This window comes from Streptomyces sp. NPDC030021, from assembly GCF_055574035.1.
This window is the reverse complement of the sequence record NZ_JBVIAH010000002.1, coordinates 354,900-371,846: the sequence shown is the minus strand read 5'-3', so window position 1 is coordinate 371,846 and position 16,947 is coordinate 354,900. Positions and strand designations below refer to the sequence as shown.

12 protein-coding genes are annotated in these 16,947 nt (G+C 73.3%); 4 read left to right on the top strand and 8 right to left on the bottom strand.

The window, feature by feature from the left end; all coding sequences use genetic code 11:
* Positions 1-48 precede the first annotated feature (48 nt).
* The gene (locus ACZ4YL_RS04755) at positions 49-1,533 is read right to left on the bottom strand and encodes a M28 family metallopeptidase (RefSeq protein ID WP_468113730.1); all 1,485 of its coding nucleotides are present in this window, start codon (positions 1,531-1,533) and stop codon (positions 49-51) included.
* A 260-nt stretch (positions 1,534-1,793) separates the two neighbouring features.
* On the opposite strand from ACZ4YL_RS04755, the gene ACZ4YL_RS04750 reads away from it, so the two are divergent.
* Both ACZ4YL_RS04750 and pepN read left to right on the top strand, forming a co-directional pair.
* Positions 1,794-2,822 (top strand): aspartate-semialdehyde dehydrogenase, encoded by a 1,029-nt coding sequence (locus tag ACZ4YL_RS04750; RefSeq protein ID WP_468113728.1) that lies wholly within the window; start codon positions 1,794-1,796, stop codon positions 2,820-2,822.
* A 141-nt stretch (positions 2,823-2,963) separates the two neighbouring features.
* Positions 2,964-5,570, top strand: a complete 2,607-nt coding sequence (pepN, locus tag ACZ4YL_RS04745; protein WP_468113726.1) for an aminopeptidase N — start codon at positions 2,964-2,966, stop codon at positions 5,568-5,570.
* A gap of 193 nt (positions 5,571-5,763) precedes the next feature.
* Here the strand turns inward: pepN and ACZ4YL_RS04740 are convergent, their stop codons facing one another.
* From ACZ4YL_RS04740 to ACZ4YL_RS04725, 4 genes are read right to left on the bottom strand one after another with little or no spacing between them, the layout of a single operon-like run.
* On the bottom strand, positions 5,764-6,663 hold the full coding sequence (locus tag ACZ4YL_RS04740) for a LysR family transcriptional regulator (protein ID WP_468113724.1): 900 nt from the start codon (positions 6,661-6,663) through the stop codon (positions 5,764-5,766).
* 10 nt (positions 6,664-6,673) lie between these two features.
* Positions 6,674-7,594 (bottom strand): DMT family transporter, encoded by a 921-nt coding sequence (locus ACZ4YL_RS04735; RefSeq protein WP_468113722.1) that lies wholly within the window; start codon positions 7,592-7,594, stop codon positions 6,674-6,676.
* A gap of 50 nt (positions 7,595-7,644) precedes the next feature.
* The gene (locus tag ACZ4YL_RS04730) at positions 7,645-8,577 is read right to left on the bottom strand and encodes an EamA family transporter (RefSeq protein WP_468113720.1); all 933 of its coding nucleotides are present in this window, start codon (positions 8,575-8,577) and stop codon (positions 7,645-7,647) included.
* Between the two features lie 53 nt (positions 8,578-8,630).
* Positions 8,631-9,944, bottom strand: coding sequence for an MFS transporter (locus tag ACZ4YL_RS04725; protein ID WP_468113719.1), 1,314 nt, complete (start codon positions 9,942-9,944; stop codon positions 8,631-8,633).
* Between the two features lie 105 nt (positions 9,945-10,049).
* On the opposite strand from ACZ4YL_RS04725, the gene ACZ4YL_RS04720 reads away from it, so the two are divergent.
* Positions 10,050-10,541, top strand: a complete 492-nt coding sequence (locus ACZ4YL_RS04720; protein WP_382544416.1) for a MarR family winged helix-turn-helix transcriptional regulator — start codon at positions 10,050-10,052, stop codon at positions 10,539-10,541.
* Between the two features lie 118 nt (positions 10,542-10,659).
* On the opposite strand, the gene ACZ4YL_RS04715 is transcribed toward ACZ4YL_RS04720, so the two are convergent.
* Positions 10,660-10,902, bottom strand: a complete 243-nt coding sequence (locus ACZ4YL_RS04715; protein ID WP_314244695.1) for a hypothetical protein — start codon at positions 10,900-10,902, stop codon at positions 10,660-10,662.
* Positions 10,903-10,922: 20 nt separating this feature from the next.
* Positions 10,923-12,950 (bottom strand): 4-alpha-glucanotransferase, encoded by a 2,028-nt coding sequence (locus ACZ4YL_RS04710; RefSeq protein ID WP_468113717.1) that lies wholly within the window; start codon positions 12,948-12,950, stop codon positions 10,923-10,925.
* Between the two features lie 214 nt (positions 12,951-13,164).
* Here ACZ4YL_RS04710 and ACZ4YL_RS04705 point away from each other — a divergent pair, with 214 nt between their 5' ends.
* Positions 13,165-16,167 carry a beta-N-acetylglucosaminidase domain-containing protein gene (locus ACZ4YL_RS04705; RefSeq protein WP_468113715.1) on the top strand — a complete coding sequence of 1,001 codons (3,003 nt, stop codon included), beginning with the start codon at positions 13,165-13,167 and terminating at the stop codon, positions 16,165-16,167.
* A gap of 234 nt (positions 16,168-16,401) precedes the next feature.
* Here ACZ4YL_RS04705 and ACZ4YL_RS04700 read toward each other — a convergent pair whose 3' ends face one another.
* Positions 16,402-16,938 (bottom strand): HNH endonuclease, encoded by a 537-nt coding sequence (locus tag ACZ4YL_RS04700; protein WP_373041730.1) that lies wholly within the window; start codon positions 16,936-16,938, stop codon positions 16,402-16,404.
* Between the last annotated feature and the right edge of the window lie 9 nt (positions 16,939-16,947).

The window sequence follows — 16,947 nt, the reverse complement described above, 5'->3', positions numbered from 1 at the left end:
GACGAGCACCGCCCCCTCGGGCCGTTCCCCCGGGTCGTTCCTCCGCGCCTACTGCTTGCCGAGCGAGCGCAGCGACTCGGCGTAGGTGCCGACCGCGTGCGCGATCACGTCCAGGTTGGTGTCGAAGACCCCTAGGTCCAGGTTCTTCAGGTTGTCCCCCGCCCCGTGGTAGTTCGGGTCGTACGGGGCCCCGGCCGTGCCGCCGTAGCGCCCCGCCTGCTCGGCGGTCTTGATGCCCTCGGCGCCGGTGAAGGTGCCGCCCGCCGGGATGCCGTTCGCGATGAACGGGCCGTAGTCGGAGCGGCCGTCGAAGTCACTGCCCTCGTGCGGCTTGCGCTTCTTGTCGAGGAAGCCGTTGATCAGCGCCTCGATCTCGGCCGAGCCCGCCGGTCCCGCGCCCGCGCCCGTCCTGTCCGAGTCATCGCCGTCGTAGACGAACTGCACCGGGTTCGGCGAGGCGATCATGTCGAAGTTCAGGTAGAGCGCGATGTCCTTCTTCTGCTTCTCGGACAGCTGCGCGACGTAGTGCTCCGAGCCCAGCAGACCCAGCTCCTCCGCCGACCACCAGCCGAAGCGCACCTTGTTGGCGGGCCCCTTGCCCTTCTTGTTGGCGCCCTCGTCCGCGAGCTTCAGGGCCACCTCCAGCAGTCCGGCCGAACCGGAGCCGTTGTCGTTGATGCCCGGGCCCTCGGGCACGGAGTCCAGGTGGGCGCCCAGGGTCACCACGCGGTCGGAGCGGCCGCCGCGGGTCTCGGCGATCACATTGCGGGTGGTCTTCTTCACGTGCTCCTGGTCCAGCTCCAGCCGCACGCTCACCTCGCCCTTCGCGGCGGCCGCGGTCAGCGCCTCGCCGTCGGCCAGCGTGATGCCGGCGCTCGGGATGATCCCTTCGGCGGGTGAGGAGAACCCGCCGCGCACCGGGGTGGTTCCGCTGTGGTTGTAGACGATCACGCCGAGCGCGCCGGCCGCGGCGGCGGCCCGCTGCTTCTCCACGAAGGTGCACGCACCCCGCTTGACCAGCGCGATCTTCCCGGCGAAAGCGCCGGCCGGGTAGTCGTCGGCCGTGCAGCCGGGGGTCTCGTCGACCCGGGCCAGGGCGAGCGGCGCGGCCAGGCCGCCGGCCGGGGTGGGCTTGGTGAAGGTGAAGGCCGCGGTGGCCAGCTCGCGGGAGTCCTGGCCGAGGACCGTGGTCTTCTCCGTCCTGGTGTGCGCCTCGTAGATGTCGAAGTCCTGGTACGAGACCTGGTACCCGGCCTTCTTCAGCGTGTCGTACACGTAGGCGGCGGAGGCCGCGTGGCCCGGCGTACCGGCGGCGCGGTTGCCGCCGTTGGCGTCGGCGATCTGCTGGAACTTCTTCAGGTGGCGGTAGGCGCCCTTGGCGGTGACCTCCTCCACCAGCTCCTTGGCCAGCCTGCCCTCGCGCGGGTGGGCGGCCGCCGGCGTGGCGGCCAGCAGGACGGGTGCGGCGACGGCGGCGGCCGCGAGGGCGGCGAGCGCCGGTATGGACCGGCGGCGGTGGCGGATGGCGCGCACGGTGGATCTCCCCGATTCGGTGGTTCGTTCTGCGGTCGGTCATGTCCGGATAACGGTCACGACAGACCGGACGTTAACCGGCTCCGACCAGGCAAAACGGGTGTTCAGGGGCCCCGCAACACGCCCGCCACGAACTCGCCACAGGGGTTCACATCCAGGACACCGTCCGTACCTCGGACAATGGATTGGACAAGGCTCGTGGGGTCGAACGCATGATGGCTCCACGCGCGCCCGCGTCGTACGTACCAAAGGGAGTCACCGTGAGGGTCGGAATCGTCGGAGCCACCGGACAGGTCGGCGGAGTCATGCGCGGCATCCTCGCCGAGCGGAAGTTCCCGGTGGACGAGCTGCGGCTGTTCGCCTCGGCCCGTTCCGCGGGCTCCACCCTCGAATGGGAGGGCCAGGAGATCACCATCGAGGACGCCTCCACGGCCGACTACGCGGGCCTGGACATCGTGCTCTTCTCCGCGGGCGGCGCGACCTCCCGCGCGCTGGCCGAGAAGGTCGCCTCCCAGGGTGCCGTCGTGATCGACAACTCCTCGGCCTGGCGCAGCCACCCGGAGGTCCCCCTCGTGGTCTCCGAGGTCAACCCGCACGCGATCAAGAACCGGCCCAAGGGCATCATCGCGAACCCGAACTGCACCACCATGGCCGCGATGCCGGTGCTGCGCCCGCTGCACGACGAGGCCGGTCTGACCGCGCTGATCGCCACCACCTACCAGGCCGTCTCCGGCTCGGGCCTGGCCGGTGTGGCCGAGCTCAAGGGCCAGGCCTGCGCGGTCTCCGAGACCGCCGACCAGCTGACCTTCGACGGTGGCGCGGTGGACTTCCCCGAGCCCGCCGTCTACAAGCGCCCGATCGCCTACAACGTGGTCCCGCTCGCGGGCAACCTGGTCGACGACGGCTCCTTCGAGACCGACGAGGAGCAGAAGCTCCGCAACGAGTCCCGCAAGATCCTGGAGATCCCGGAGCTCAAGGTCTCCGGCACCTGCGTGCGCGTGCCGGTCTTCTCCGGCCACTCCCTGCAGGTCAACGCCCGCTTCGCGAACCCGATCAGCGTCGAGCGCGCCTACGAGCTGCTGAAGGACGCCCCGGGCGTCGAGCTCTCGGAGATCCCGACCCCCCTGCAGGCGGCGGGCAAGGACGCCTCGTACGTGGGCCGCATCCGCTCCGACGAGACGGTGGAGAACGGCCTCGCGCTGTTCCTCTCCAACGACAACCTGCGCAAGGGCGCGGCCCTGAACGCGGTGCAGATCGCCGAGCTCGTGGCCGAGGAGCTGCGCGGCTGATCCCGCTCACCCGACGCGAGGGCGGCACCGTCACGGTGCCGCCCTCGCGCGCGTTTCTTCGCCCATGGATTAGTCCGAGGCGGTGGCGCTGTCCGGATGGCAGGATGGCCGGGCAACGTCACCATCGAAGGAGATGAACGCGTGCCAGGCACGAATCTCACCCGTGAAGAGGCTCAGCAGCGGGCCAAGCTGCTGACCGTCGACTCCTACGAGATCGAACTCGATCTCAGCGGCGCACAGGAGGGTGGCACCTACCCGTCCGTGACCACCGTGCGCTTCCAGTCGGCCGAGGCCGGGGGCGAGACTTTCATCGACCTGGTCGCTCCGGCCGTGCACGAGGTCGTCCTCAACGGCAGGTCCCTGGACGTGGCGGCGGTCTTCCACGACTCCCGGATCGCCCTGAGCCAGCTGGCGGCCGGGGCCAACGAGCTCCGTGTCGTCGCGGACTGCGCGTACACGAACACCGGTGAGGGCCTCCACCGCTTCGTCGACCCGGTCGACCAGCAGGCTTATCTCTACACCCAGTTCGAGGTACCGGATGCGCGGCGGGTCTTCGCCAGCTTCGAGCAGCCCGACCTGAAGGCCACGTTCCAGTTCACCGTGACGGCCCCCGAGGGCTGGACGGTCATCTCGAACTCCCCACGGGACATTCCTGAGGGGGCCGAGGCCGCGGACGTCAAGGACAACGTCTGGCGCTTCGAGCCGACCCCGCGCATCTCCTCGTACATCACCGCGCTGATCGTCGGCCCGTACCACTCGGTGCACAGCTCCTACGAGGGCCCGGACGGCCAGTCCGTACCGCTCGGCATCTACTGCCGCCCCTCGCTCGCCGAGTTCCTCGACGCGGACGCGATCTTCGACGTCACCCGGCAGGGCTTCGACTGGTTCCAGGAGAAGTTCGCCTACGACTACCCCTTCGCCAAGTACGACCAGCTCTTCGTCCCGGAGTTCAACGCGGGCGCCATGGAGAACGCGGGCGCGGTCACCATCCGCGACCAGTACGTCTTCCGCTCCAAGGTGACGGACGCGTCGTACGAGGTGCGCGCGGAGACGATCCTCCACGAGCTCGCGCACATGTGGTTCGGCGACCTGGTCACCATGGAGTGGTGGAACGACCTGTGGCTGAACGAGTCCTTCGCGACGTACACGTCGATCGCCTGCCAGGCGTACGCCGAGGGCTCGAAGTGGCCGCACGCGTGGACCACCTTCGCCAACTCCATGAAGACCTGGGCCTACCGGCAGGACCAGCTGCCGTCCACGCACCCGATCATGGCCGACATCCGTGACCTCGACGACGTCATGGTCAACTTCGACGGCATCACGTACGCCAAGGGCGCCTCGGTGCTCAAGCAGCTCGTCGCCTACGTCGGCACGGACGCCTTCTTCAAGGGCGTGCAGGCGTACTTCAAGGCGCACGCGTTCGGGAACACGCGCCTGTCCGACCTGCTGGGCGCCCTGGAGGAGACCTCGGGCCGTGACCTGGCCGCCTGGTCGAAGGCGTGGCTGGAGACGGCCGGCATCAACATCCTGCGCCCGGAGGTCACCACCGACGAGAACGGTGTGATCACCGCCTTCGGCATCCGCCAGGAGGCGCCCGCGCTGCCCGCCGGCGCCAAGGGCGAGTCCACCCTGCGCCCGCACCGCATCGCGGTCGGCCTGTACGAGCTCCAGGACGGCGCCCTCGTGCGCACCGACCGGATCGAGCTGGACATCGACGGCGCGCTGACCACGGTGCCGGAGCTGGTCGGCCGGACCCGTCCGGCGGTCTTCCTGCTGAACGACGACGACCTGTCCTACGCGAAGGTCCGCCTGGACGAGCAGTCCCTCGCCACCGTCACCGCGCACATCGGCGACTTCACCGAGTCCCTGCCGCGCGCCCTGTGCTGGGCCTCGGCCTGGGACATGACGCGTGACGGCGAGCTCGCCACCCGCGACTACCTCGCGCTGGTCCTCTCGGGCATCGGCAAGGAGTCCGACATCGGCGTGGTCCAGTCGCTGCACCGCCAGGTGAAGCTGGCCATCGACCTGTACGCCGACCCGGCGTGGCGGGAGCAGGGCCTGGCGGCCTGGACCGAGGCCACCCTGGAGCACCTGCGCGGCGCCGAGCCGGCGGGCGACCACCAGCTGGCGTGGGCGCGGGCCTTCGCGGCCAGTGCCCGCACCGAAGGGCAGCTGACCTACCTGTCGGCGCTGCTGGACGGCGCGGCGGAGATCGAGGGCCTGGCCGTCGACACCGAGCTGCGCTGGACGTTCCTGGAGCGGCTCGCCGCGACGGGCGTCGCCGGTGAGCCGGCCATCGCCGCGGAGCTGGAGCGGGACGCCACGGCGGCCGGCGAGCGCCACGCGGCGACCGCCCGGGCGGCGCGCCCGACGGCGGAGGCCAAGGCCGAGGCGTGGGCCTCGGTGGTGGAGTCCGGCGACCTGCCGAACGCGGTGCAGGAGGCGGTGATCGGCGGCTTCGTCCAGACCGACCAGCGCGAGCTGCTGGCCCCGTACACGGAGAAGTTCTTCTCGGCGGTCAAGGAGGTCTGGGAGACCCGCAGCCACGAGATCGCCCAGCAGATCGCGGTGGGCCTCTACCCGACGCTGCAGGTCTCGCAGGGGACGCTGGACGCGACGGACGCGTGGCTGGCCTCGGCCGAGCCGAGCGCGGCCCTGCGCCGCCTGATCTCGGAATCCCGCGCGGGCGTCGAGCGCGCCCTGAAGGCCCAGGCCGCGGACGCCGCTGCCGCTGCCGCTCAGGTCTGACGGCTCGCGCCGTAGCCGGGGCTCCGCCCCGGACCCCGCGCCTCAAACGCCGGCGGGGCTGAACTTCAGCCCGCCCGGCGTTTGAGGGCGCGGGCGCGGAGCGCACGTACGGGGTCCGGGGCGAGGCCCCGGGAAACGGTGAAAGGGCGGGGCGGGGAGACGGCTCCGCGCAGCGGCGACCCGCACCCGGCGGTCAGCGTCCAGCAGCGACGGCGCGCAACGCCGCCAGGACGTGGGACAGCGCGGGCGCGGATTCGGCGCCGCGGCGTACCGCGGCGAGCACGTGCCGCGTCGGGCGGTCCCACGACAGCACGCGGACGGCCACGCCCGAGGCGCGGCTCGACACCATCCGGGGCACCAGCGCCACCCCCATGCCCGCCTCCACCATCGCCAGGATCGCGGTCCAGCCGGACGCCGAGTGCGCCTGTTCCGGGACGAAGCCCGCCGCCTCGCACGCGGACCGGGCGATCTCCGACCAGGGGCCGCTGCCCCCGTAGATCCACGGGTCGCCGGACAGGTCCGCCAGCCGCAGGCCGGGCGCGGCCGCCAGCGGGTGGCCCGGCGGGAGCGCCACGTCCAGCGGGTCCTCCAGGAGCGCCACCCGGGTGAACCGGGGATCGCGCGCGGTCGGTGCGTGGGCCGTGAGGGACAGCGCCAGGTCCACGCCCCCGGCCGACAGGAGTTCGTAGGCCTCCGCGGCCTCCGTCTCCCGGACCCGGACCTCCACCCCGGGGTGGGTCCGCCGCAGCGCGGCCACCGCCGGGACCACGAGCGCCGGTACGGCGGTGGAGAAGGCGCCCACCCGCACCTCGCCCGTGTCCCCGGCGAGGTATCCGGCCAGTTCCGCGTCGGCCCGCTCCAGCTGCGCGAAGACCGCCTCCGTGTGCCGCAGGACGAGGTGGGCCGCGTCCGTGAGCCGCACCCGGCGGCCCTCGGCCTCCAGCAGTACCACGCCCAGTTGCCGGGCGAGGTTGGTCAGTTGCTGCGAGACGGCCGAGGGCGTCATGTGGAGCGCCTCGGCCGCCCTGGTCACGGTCCCCTGTTCGGCGAGGGTCCGCAGGATCCGCAGCTTCTTGATGTCCCACTCGGTCATGGGCCCGAACCTACCGCCGGGCACTCCCCAGCCCGACTCCGCCGAGGATGAGCGCCATGCAGAGCAGCTGCGCCGGTCCGGTGTGCTCGCCCAGCAGCAGGAAGCCGAGCCCGGCCACGCACACCGGCTGGAGGTAGTAGACGACTCCGGCGCGGGCCGCCCCGATCACCGAGACGGCCTTGTTCCAGGCGAAGAAGGCGACGGCCGAGGAGAACACCCCGACGTAGAGCAGCGGTCCGACCGTCCCGGTGGTGACCTCGAAGCCGCCCTGGACGGAGACGGAGACGGCGTAGGCGGGTGCCAGCATCAGCGCGCCGAGCACGAAGGTGGTGATCAGGAAGGCCAGTCCGCCGAGTTCGGCGGGCTTGCGCCGCAGCAGGGCGCTGTACGTGGCGAAGGAGAGGGCTGCGGCGAACATCCACAGGTCTCCGGCGCCGAAGTCGAAGCCGATCGAGCCGTCCCCGACGAGCAGCAGCACCCCGAAGGCGGCGAGCAGGATGCCGAGGGTCCGCCGCTTGCCGAGCCGTTCGCCGCCGAGGCGGGCGTAGAGCGCCATGATGACGGGCGAGGCGGCCATGATCATGCCCATGTTGGAGGCGGAGGTGGTCAGTCCGGCCTGGTGCACGAGCGTGTTGTAGAGGGTGACGCCGAACAGCGAGGCGAGAACGATGAAGCCGAGGTGGCACCGGATCAGGGCCCGCTGCTGCCAGGCCTGGCGGGCGGCGAAGGGGGCGACGGCGAGCAGGGCGATGATCCAGCGCCAGAAGACCGCCTGGACGGGCGGGACGGTCTCGGCCATGCCCCGGGTGGCGACGAAGCTGCCGGACCAGACGACCGTCGCGAGCAGGGCGAGGAGCACGCCGAGCCCGGCGGCACCTTTCTTCCCCGTGCTGCCGGGCCTGGCTTGCGAGACGGTACGGACGCGGTCCATGACGGCCACTGTGGGTCTGCTCCTCGGGGTGGGCTGATGGTGTGTGTGGACTACCGTCGCACCGCCTCATCCGTCAGGTCCATCGAAATGTTCTGATCGTTCTTTTCAGCAGAACTGAACGATTGAGGCTTACGGGCGGCCGCCAGCTGGCCGGCGACGGTGGCCCCGAAGGCGATCGCCATCCCGACGAGCTGGACGGGCGACAGCGCCTGCCCGAGGGCGGCCCAGCCGATGACGGCGGCGGTGAGCGGGGAGAGCGGGCCGAGCAGGGTGACCGAGGTGGCGCTGAGGGCTCCGATGCCGCGGAACCAGAGCCAGTACGCGATCCCGGTGTTGATCAGCATCATGTAGCCGTAGCCGAGGAAGGCCCTGCCGTCGAGCGCGGGCGGGGCACCCTCGACGAGGGCGGCGACGGGAATGATGAACAGTCCGCCCGCGGTGAGCTGCCAGCCGGTCATCGCCAGCGGGCCCACGCCCTCGGGGCGGCCCCAGCGCTTGGTCATCACGGTGCCGGCGCCCATGGAGGCGGAGGAGATCACACCGGCGATGACGCCGACCGCGTCGAGCCGGGCCTCGGCGGTCAGGACGACCATGCTCACGCCGAACGCCCCGACGACGGCGGCGAGCACGGTGCGCAGGCTGGCCCGCTCCCCGAGGACCAGCGCGGCCAGCCCTACGACGAACAGCGGGCCGGCGGCGCCCAGTACGGCCGCGACCCCGCCGGGGAGCCGGTAGGCGGAGAGGAACAGCAGCGGGAAGAAGGCGCCGATGTTGAGGATGCCGAGGACGGCGGACTTCCACCACCACTGCCCCTTGGGCAGGGTGCGGGCCAGCGCGGTCAGCAGCAGTCCGGCGGGCAGGGCCCGCATGACCCCGGTGAACAGCGGCCGGTCGGGCGGCAGCAGCTCGGTGGCCACGGCGTAGGTGGAGCCCCAGGAGACGGGGGCGAGTGCGGTCAGGGCGACGGTGGCCAAACGCTTCATGGCGGGTGACTCCTGGATCGGACGGGGGAAGCGGGCGGGAGGACCGGCGGGGCTCAGCCGGCGGCGGTCACGGGGACCGGCGCGGCGGCGGATGCCTTGAGGGGCACCGGGGGCTCGGCGTGTACGGCCTCGGCCGGCAGGTGCCGCTCCAGCCGGAGCAGCGCGAGGGCGGCGCCGAGGGCGGCGACGGCCAGGACCGCCCAGGGCAGGCGGCCGTCGACGGCGAGCAGGGCGGTGAAGAGGGAGGGGGCGAGCGCGCCGGCCAGCGAGTAGGACAGCTGGTAGGTGGCCAGGTAGCGGCCACGGACGGCCTCGGGGGCGGCGGAGACCGACAGGGCGCCGCCGGAGGGGCTGTGGACGAGCTCGCCGAGGGTGTAGACGACGACGATGACCAGCAGGGCGATCAGGGTGGCGGTCCCGCCGGGCCGCAAGGTGCCGAGCACGATCTGCCCGACGAAGGCGGCGGCGAAGAGCAGGGCGCCGAGGGCGGCCGAGCGGGTGCGGCGGGCGCCGGAGCGGCGGACCCGGCCCGCGATCAGTACGCCGATCCCGGCGCACAGCACGGTGTTGACGGTGAAGGCGGCTCCGGTGAGGGAGTCGGGGGCCGTCAGCCAGGTCGAGAGGTAGAGGGGGAAGAGGACGGAGAGGGCGGAGTAGCCCAGCGCGGTGAGGAAGTTGGCGGCGGTGAGCCCGAGGAAGGGGCGGTCGCGCAGGACCGTCCGGTACCCGGCGTCCGGCGGCCCGGCGGTGGTGGCGGCGGCCTCCCCGGCCCGGACCGCCCGGACCCGGCCGACGAGCAGTCCGGCGAGGGCGAAGGCCAGCGAGTTGCCCCAGGCGGTGTACGTGAACCCGCCGGTGCCCCACAGGGCCAGCACCCCGGAGACGAGCAGGGCTCCCGCGCCCATCCCGGCGTTCTGCAGGGCCCGGGTGGACGCCTGGAGCCGGTCGCGGGCGGCGCCCCGCGCCACCTCGCCGATCAGGGACTGCTGGACGACGGAGAACGAGCGGTCGGCGAGCGCGGTGACGAGGGCGACGGCCGCGAAGGCGGGCAGGGAGCTCGCGAAGGGGTAGAGGGCGAAGCCGAGTGCCCGTATCCCGTAGAGCACCAGGTTGACCCGCTTGGCGCCGAACCGGTCCACGGCCGTGCCGGCCAGCGGCATGAATGCCAGCCCGGCCAGCCCGGTGACGGTCATGACCAGGCCGACGACGGTGAGGGAGAGCCCGGTGACGTGGTGGAAGAAGACCAGCGAGAAGGGGATGTACATACCGATCCCGACCGAGCTGATACCGATTCCGAGGAGCAGCGACCGCTCCCCCGCGACCTTCGCTTCCCCTGACGCGGCTGCCTTCCTCACTAACACGGCCATGACCTCTCCCCCGGACTCGGTTGCTGATAAGTAGCTTACCGCTAAGTTACTTACCGTCAAGCAACTTTCTTGCGAACGATCTCGGGGAAGCCGGATACTGCGCACATGAGTGACGACAAGGACGCCGTGGACGCGATCACGGCCCAGTGGTTCGCCGTGCGCCCCGACCTGGAAACGGCTCCCATGGCCGTCTTCGGACGCATCTACCGGATCGCCAAGGGCATGGGCGACGCGATGGAGCAGTGCTACGCGCGCTTCGGCATCTCGCGCGGCGAGTTCGACGTCGTGGCCACGCTGCGCCGGTCGGGCGACCCGTACACGCTCTCGCCCCGGCAGCTCTCGGCCACCCTCATGCTCACCACGGGCGGCATGACCGGGCGTCTGGACAAGCTGGAGAAGGCCGGGCTGCTCTGCCGCAAGCCCGATCCGCACGACCGGCGGGGGCTCCAGGTGACGATCACCGACCGTGGCCTCGCACTCATCGACGAGGCCGTCAGCGCCGGTCTGGAAGTACAGCGCGCCGCGCTCACCGGGCTGACCGACGACGAGATCGCCGTGCTCACCGGCCTGCTCCGCCGGCTCCTGGCCGCCGTCTGAGGGCTCCGAGGGCACGACAAGGCGCCGGGGGTCGTCGCACGGCCGGATCCAATCGGCGGTGCGGACCCCCGGCGCCCGGGAAAGTCTGCTGGTCCCGGCCCCGCGGGGCCGGACCGGCTCAGGCCTGCTTCGGCTTCCGGTCCGACGACTTGTCGAGGACCATCACGAGACCGATGATGCCCAGGAAAATCGCGATGGGCAGGGCCACGTACAGGCCGACCGTCTCGCCGACGCTCAGGCCCGGACCCGGGTCGTCACCGTCGTCGCGGGTGAGCGCGAGGGCGGGAGACGTCATCAGCAGCATCATCAGCGCGGTTCCGGCCGTGACGGCGCCGGCGCGCAGAGCGTTCTTCTTGTCCACGGTGCAAACGTAGCGAACACCTAAACGGGGCGCGCGCCCGGGGGTGCCGTACGAGGCCCTGCGCCCTCCCCCACCGCGCTCAGCAGGGCGTTCGCCCGAGGCGAGGACACCAGCTCCTCCAGGGTCAGCGGCCGCCCCGCGGCATCGGCGACCGGCAGCCGCCAATTGGGGTACTGGTCCCAGGTGCCCGGCAGGTTCTGCGGCCGCCGGTCCCCCACCGCGTCCGGCAGCCATACGCCGACCAGCCGCGCGGGGGTGCGCAGAAGGAAGGCGTACAGGGCCCGTACGGCGGCCTCCTCGCCCTTGGTGTCCAGCCCCAGCCCGTCCAGCAGCTCCAGCCACTCGGCGGTGTCGGCGGCGTCCTGGGCGCGCTCCAGCTCTGCCGGACGGGTCAGCAGGCCGAGCCGGTCACGCAGTTCCACATGGCCCCCGGCGAGTTTGGCGGCCGTGGGCGGCAGGTCGTGCGTGGTGACGGTGGCCAGGCAGTCGGCCCGCCAGGCCTGCGGGGCCAGCGGGTCCCCGGCGCCGTCCCAGTCCCGCTCGAACCAGAGCACCGAGGTGCCGAGCACCCCGCGCCGGGCCAGTTCCTGACGGACCCGCGGCTCCACCGTCCCGAGGTCCTCGCCGATGACCAGCGCGCCCGCCCGGTGGGCCTCCAGGACCAGGATCGCGAGCATGGCCTCGCCGTCGTAGCTGACGTACGCGCCCTCCGCGGGCGGGGTCCCCTCCGGGATCCACCAGAGCCGGAACAGACCCATCACGTGGTCGATCCGCAGGGCGCCCGCGTAGCGGAACACCCCGCGCAGCAGGGACCGGAAGGGGGCGTAGCGGGTGGCGGCCAGCACGTCCGGGCGCCACGGCGGCAGCCCCCAGTCCTGGCCGCGCGCGTTGAAGGCGTCCGGCGGGGCCCCGACCGAGATGTGCCGGGCGTAGCAGGGTGACCCGAAGACGTCGGAACCCTGCGGGTGCACCCCGACGGCGAGGTCGTGGACGATGCCGACCGTCATGCCGGCCTCGCGGGCGGCCCGCTGCGCGGCGGCGAGCTGGCCGTCCGTCAGCCAGACCAGCCAGCGGTGGAAGTCGGCCCGCTCCTTCGGGTCCTCCGCTCCCGCGTGCCCGGCGCACCAGGTGGCGTGCACGTCCAGTGGGACTCCCTGTTCGGCGCAGAACGCCCGGTAGGCTGCTTCGCGCTCGGGGGTGCGGGGAACGGCGTACAGCAGTTCCAGGGCGGACCGCTTGAGTTCCCAGACGGCGTCCCGGTCGATCAGCGCGCCCTTCTCCAGGACCTGGCGGCGCAGTTCCCCGCCGCGGGCGGCGAGGTCGTCGAGGGCCCTGCGGTCGGGGCAGTCGGCGTATTCGGGGACGTCCTCGATCCGCAGGTGGACCGGGTCCGGGAAGCGCCGCGAGGACGGCCGGTACGGGGAGGGGTCGGTCGGAGCCCCGGGCACGGCCGCGTGCAGCGGGTTGACCTGGATGAACCCGGCGCCATGGGTACGGCCCGCCCAGCGGGCGAGCTCCGCCAGGTCGCCGAGGTCGCCCATGCCCCAGGAGCGCTCGGAGAGCAGGGAGTAGAGCTGGACGAGCAGCCCGTGGGCCCGCTCGGGCGCGGCCGGGGCCCGCTCCGGGGCCACGACCAGGGTGGCCTCGGCGCTGCGTCCGTCGGGTGCCTCGGCGATGAGCCGGTGGATGCCCAGCGGCAGCGCGGGGCCCCACGCGAGCACCTCCCCCGTCTCCTCCGCCACCACCCGCACCCGGGTGCCCGGGGGCAGCCCGGCGGGCTCCGGAGCCACCCGTGCCCCCTGCCAGAGCACCACCGTGGGCGGCAGCAGCCGCCCGGCCGCCTCCCGTGCGGCGGACTCGGCGAACACCCGGATGCTCGCCGCGTCGTCGGTGACCACCCCCAGCAGTGCGAGGACCGCCTTGACGGTGGCCTCCGGTACCGGGACGGTGACGTCCGCGGCGGGCCGGTAGTCGGTGGCGACTCCGTACTGGGCAGCGAGCCGGGCCAGGTCGTCCATCTGCGGGCGCTCCTTCGTGCGTGCGGGCATCAGGGCATGAGGATGAGTCAGATGATGGGGGCACAAGGGTGGTTCACAAGGGTGGGACGCCGCCGGGGAACACCGCGTCCATACCCACTCGGAGGCACCGCATTCCTGCCGCATCCGGGGCAGATCACCCACTCACATTGACACTCCAGCCGCACGGATGGTGGGCTCAGGCTCATTCGTACGAGTGGGGGACGTTTCGGGACGAGGAGGCTCCGTGCAGCTCAGGGGTAGGAGGCGGAACACCGCCGCCGCTGTGGCGGTGATCGGCACGCTGCTGGGCGGTGCCGTTTCCTCCGCGCCACCCGGGACCTTCGCGGCGCCCACCACACCGGACAGACCGGCGCCCGGAGCGGGCCCCGGAGCGACCCCCGCGTCCAACGCGGCCGGGCCGATGCTCGACCCGGGAGCCGACACCCCCCGGGCGGCCTCCGAAGGGCCCGCCGTGTGGCCCCGGCCGCAGTCCATGGCCGCCGACCCCGCGCGCGAGCTGCCGCTGGGCACCGAGGCCGTACTGGTCGCGGCGGCCGACGCCGATCCGTACGCCGTCCGGGTGGTGCGGGACGCCCTGCGCGCGGCGGGCGTGAAGACCGTCCACGAGCCGGCCCCCGGCGCCCCGCTGCCCGCACGGGGCACCGTCGTACGGCTCCAGGACACGGACGCGGAGCAAGCACTGCGGGCGCTGGGCGCGGCCGCGCCGAAGGACCTGCCGGCCGGGGGCTACCGGCTGGCCGCGGGCCGCCACGCCGGCCGGGACACGATCGCGCTGGCGGGCATAGGCGCGGAAGGACTCTTCCACGCGGCGCAGACGCTGCGCCAACTCCTCGCCGCGGGCGGCGGGAAGATGCCCGGAGTGCTGGTGCGGGACTGGCCGGCCGCACCGGTGCGCGGGATCACCGAGGGCTTCTACGGGCAGCCGTGGACCCAGGAACAGCGCCTCGCGCAGCTGGACTTCATGGGGCGCACCAAGCAGAACCGGCTGCTCGTCGCACCCGGCGACGACCCGTTCCGCACGACGGGCTGGCGCCAGGACTACCCGCAGGAGCAGCAGGCGGAATTCCGCGCGCTGGCCGAACGGGCCCGCGCCAACCAGGTCGTCCTGGCCTGGGCGGTGACCCCCGGACAGTCGATGTGCCTGTCCTCGGAGGCCGACCGGGCGGCGCTCGCGCGCAAGCTGGACGCGATGTGGGACCTCGGCTTCCGCGCCTTCCAGGTGCAGTTCCAGGACGTCAGCTACACCGAGTGGGGCTGCAAGGCCGACCGGGAGCGGTACGGGAAGGGCCCGGCGGCGGCCGCGAAGGCGCACGCGGAGGTCGCGGGCGGACTGGCCGCGCACCTGGCCGCCCGGTATCCGGGAGCGCCCGCGCTGTCGCTGCTGCCGACGGAGTACTACCAGGAAGGCTCCACCACCTACCGGACGGCCCTGGCGGGCGCGCTGGACCCGCGGGTGGAGGTGGCCTGGACGGGCGTGGGCGTGGTGCCGCGCACGATCACGGGCACGGAGCTGGCCGGCGCGCGCGCCGCCCTCGGGCATCCGCTGATCACCATGGACAACTACCCGGTGAACGACTGGGATCCGGGCCGGATCTTCCTCGGCCCGTACGCGGGCCGCGAACCGGCGGTCGCGGGCGGTTCGGCGGCGCTGCTGGCCAACGCGATGCCCCAGGGCACCCTGTCGCGGATCCCGCTGTTCACGGCGGCGGACTTCGCGTGGAACCCGCGCGGCTACCGGGCCGGCGAGTCCTGGGCGGCGGCGGTACGGGAGCTGACGGGCGCCGACCCGCGCACACGCCAGGCGGTGGCGGCGCTCGCCGGGAACACCGCGTCGTCCGGGCTCAAGCAGGAGGAGTCGGCGTATCTGAAGCCGCTCGTCGAGCAGTTCTGGAAGGCCCGCGCCGCGGGCGATCCGGCGGCCGGGACCGAGCTGCGCAAGGCGTTCACGGTCCTGCGCGAGGCCAAGGACCGGCTGCCGGCCCTGTCGGGCGAGGCGGGTCCCTGGCTGGATCGCCTGGCGCGCTACGGGGCGGCGGGCGAGCTGGCGGTGGACGTCCTGCAGGCGCAGGCCCGCGGGGACGGGACGGCCGCATGGCAGGCCTCCCGGGCCCTGACCGAGATCCGGGCGGCGCTGGCGCAGCCGGGATCGGCCCGGGTGGACAAGGCCGTCCTGGACCCCTTCCTGACGAAGGCGGTGGCCGAGGCCGACGCCTGGACCGGCGCCACCCGCGAGACCGGCACGGTGACGAAGGAGGCCGAGGCCTGGACCGTACGGCTGGACGCCCCGCGCCCGGTGTCGGCGGTGACCGTGATGACCGACCCGCTCCCCGCCGGGGCGCGGGGCGCCGTGGTGGAGGCGCACGTACCCGGCGAGGGGTGGCGCAAGGTCGCCGACGCCGCGGCCTCGGGCTGGACCCAGGTGGAGACGGCGGGGCTGAGCGCGGACGCGGTGCGCCTGTCCTGGGCCGGGGCCGGGTCCGCGCCCGCGGTGCACCAGGTGGTGCCGTGGTTCGGGGACGGCCCGCGGGCCCGCTTCGAGCTGGCGGACGGGGCGGCGGCCGACGCCGAGATCGGCGGCGCCGCGCAGCGGGTCTCGGCGCAGTTGTCCGCGCTGGGTCCGGGCGAGGTCCGCGGACCGCTGTCGGCGCGGCCGCCGGCGGGCATCGAGGTCCGCCTTCCGCAGACGGCGGTGGCCCCGCGGGGCGGCCAGGTGTCGATCCCGCTGGAGGTCAGCGTCGCCGCGGGCACCCCGGCGGGCAGCTACCAGGTGCCGGTGACCTTCGACGGGGAGTCACGCACCCTGACGGTGCGTGCGGTGGCCCGTACCGGTGGTCCCGATCTGCTGCGGTCCGCGCGGGCGACCTCCTCGGCGAACGAGACCCCCGGCTTCCCGGCCTCGGCGGCCGTGGACGGCTCCGCGGCCACCCGCTGGTCGTCACCGGCGGTGGACGGCGCGTGGTGGCGGGCGGAACTGCCCGCCCCGGCGCGGGTGGGCCGGCTGGAACTGCACTGGCAGGACGCGTACCCGTCGGCGTACCGGGTGGAGACCTCCGCGGACGGGGTGACCTGGCGCCCGGCGGCTGCCGTGACGGCTTCCCGGGGCGGCCACGAGTCGCTCCGGATGGACGCCCCGGACACCCGTTTCCTGCGGATCACGTGCGAGACGCGCGCGACGCGGTACGGCTGCTCCCTCTGGTCGGCGGAGGCCTACGCGGTCACCCCGTAGGCCCCACCGTCCCAGCCCCGCCCCTCCAGCCCCGCCGGCGTTTGAGGCGCGGGGTCCGGGGCGAAGCCCGCTCTTCCAGCCCCGCCGGCGTTTGAGGCGCGGGGTCCGGGGCGAAGCCCGCTCTTCCAGCCCCGCCGGCGTTTGAGGCGCGGGGTCCGGGGCGGAGCCCCGGGAGGCCGGGCCGCAGGTCCCCGGCGGGCGCAGCCCCACACGGAACCGGCAACCCGGCGGGAGCTAACTGGCCGCGACCCCGATCCGGTCCAGCGCATCCTCGGCCCCGTACGGCTGGAGGTACGGCATCCACCGCGGATCCCGGTGCCCCGTGCCGATGATCCGCCACGCCAGCCCGGACGGCGGAGCCGGCTGGTGGCGCAGCCGCCAGCCGAGCTCCAGCAGGTGCCGGTCGGCCTTGACGTGGTTGCACCGGCGGCACGCGGCGACGACGTTGTCCCAGGCGTGCTGGCCGCCCCGGCTGCGCGGAATGACGTGGTCGACGCTGGTGGCGACGGCGCCGCAGTACATGCAGCGACCGCCGTCCCGCGCGAACAGGGCGCGCCGGGTGAGTGGAACGGGCCCCCGGTAGGGGACCCGCACGAAGCGCTTGAGCCGTACCACGCTGGGCGCGGGGACGACCCTTGTCGCGCTGTGCAGAAAGGCGCCGGATTCCTCCAGGGAGACTGCTTTGTTCTCCAGGACGAGGACGAGCGCGCGGCGGAGCGGTACGACGCCGAGGGGCTCGTACGACGCGTTGAGGACCAGGACGTGCGGCACGGACTGCCT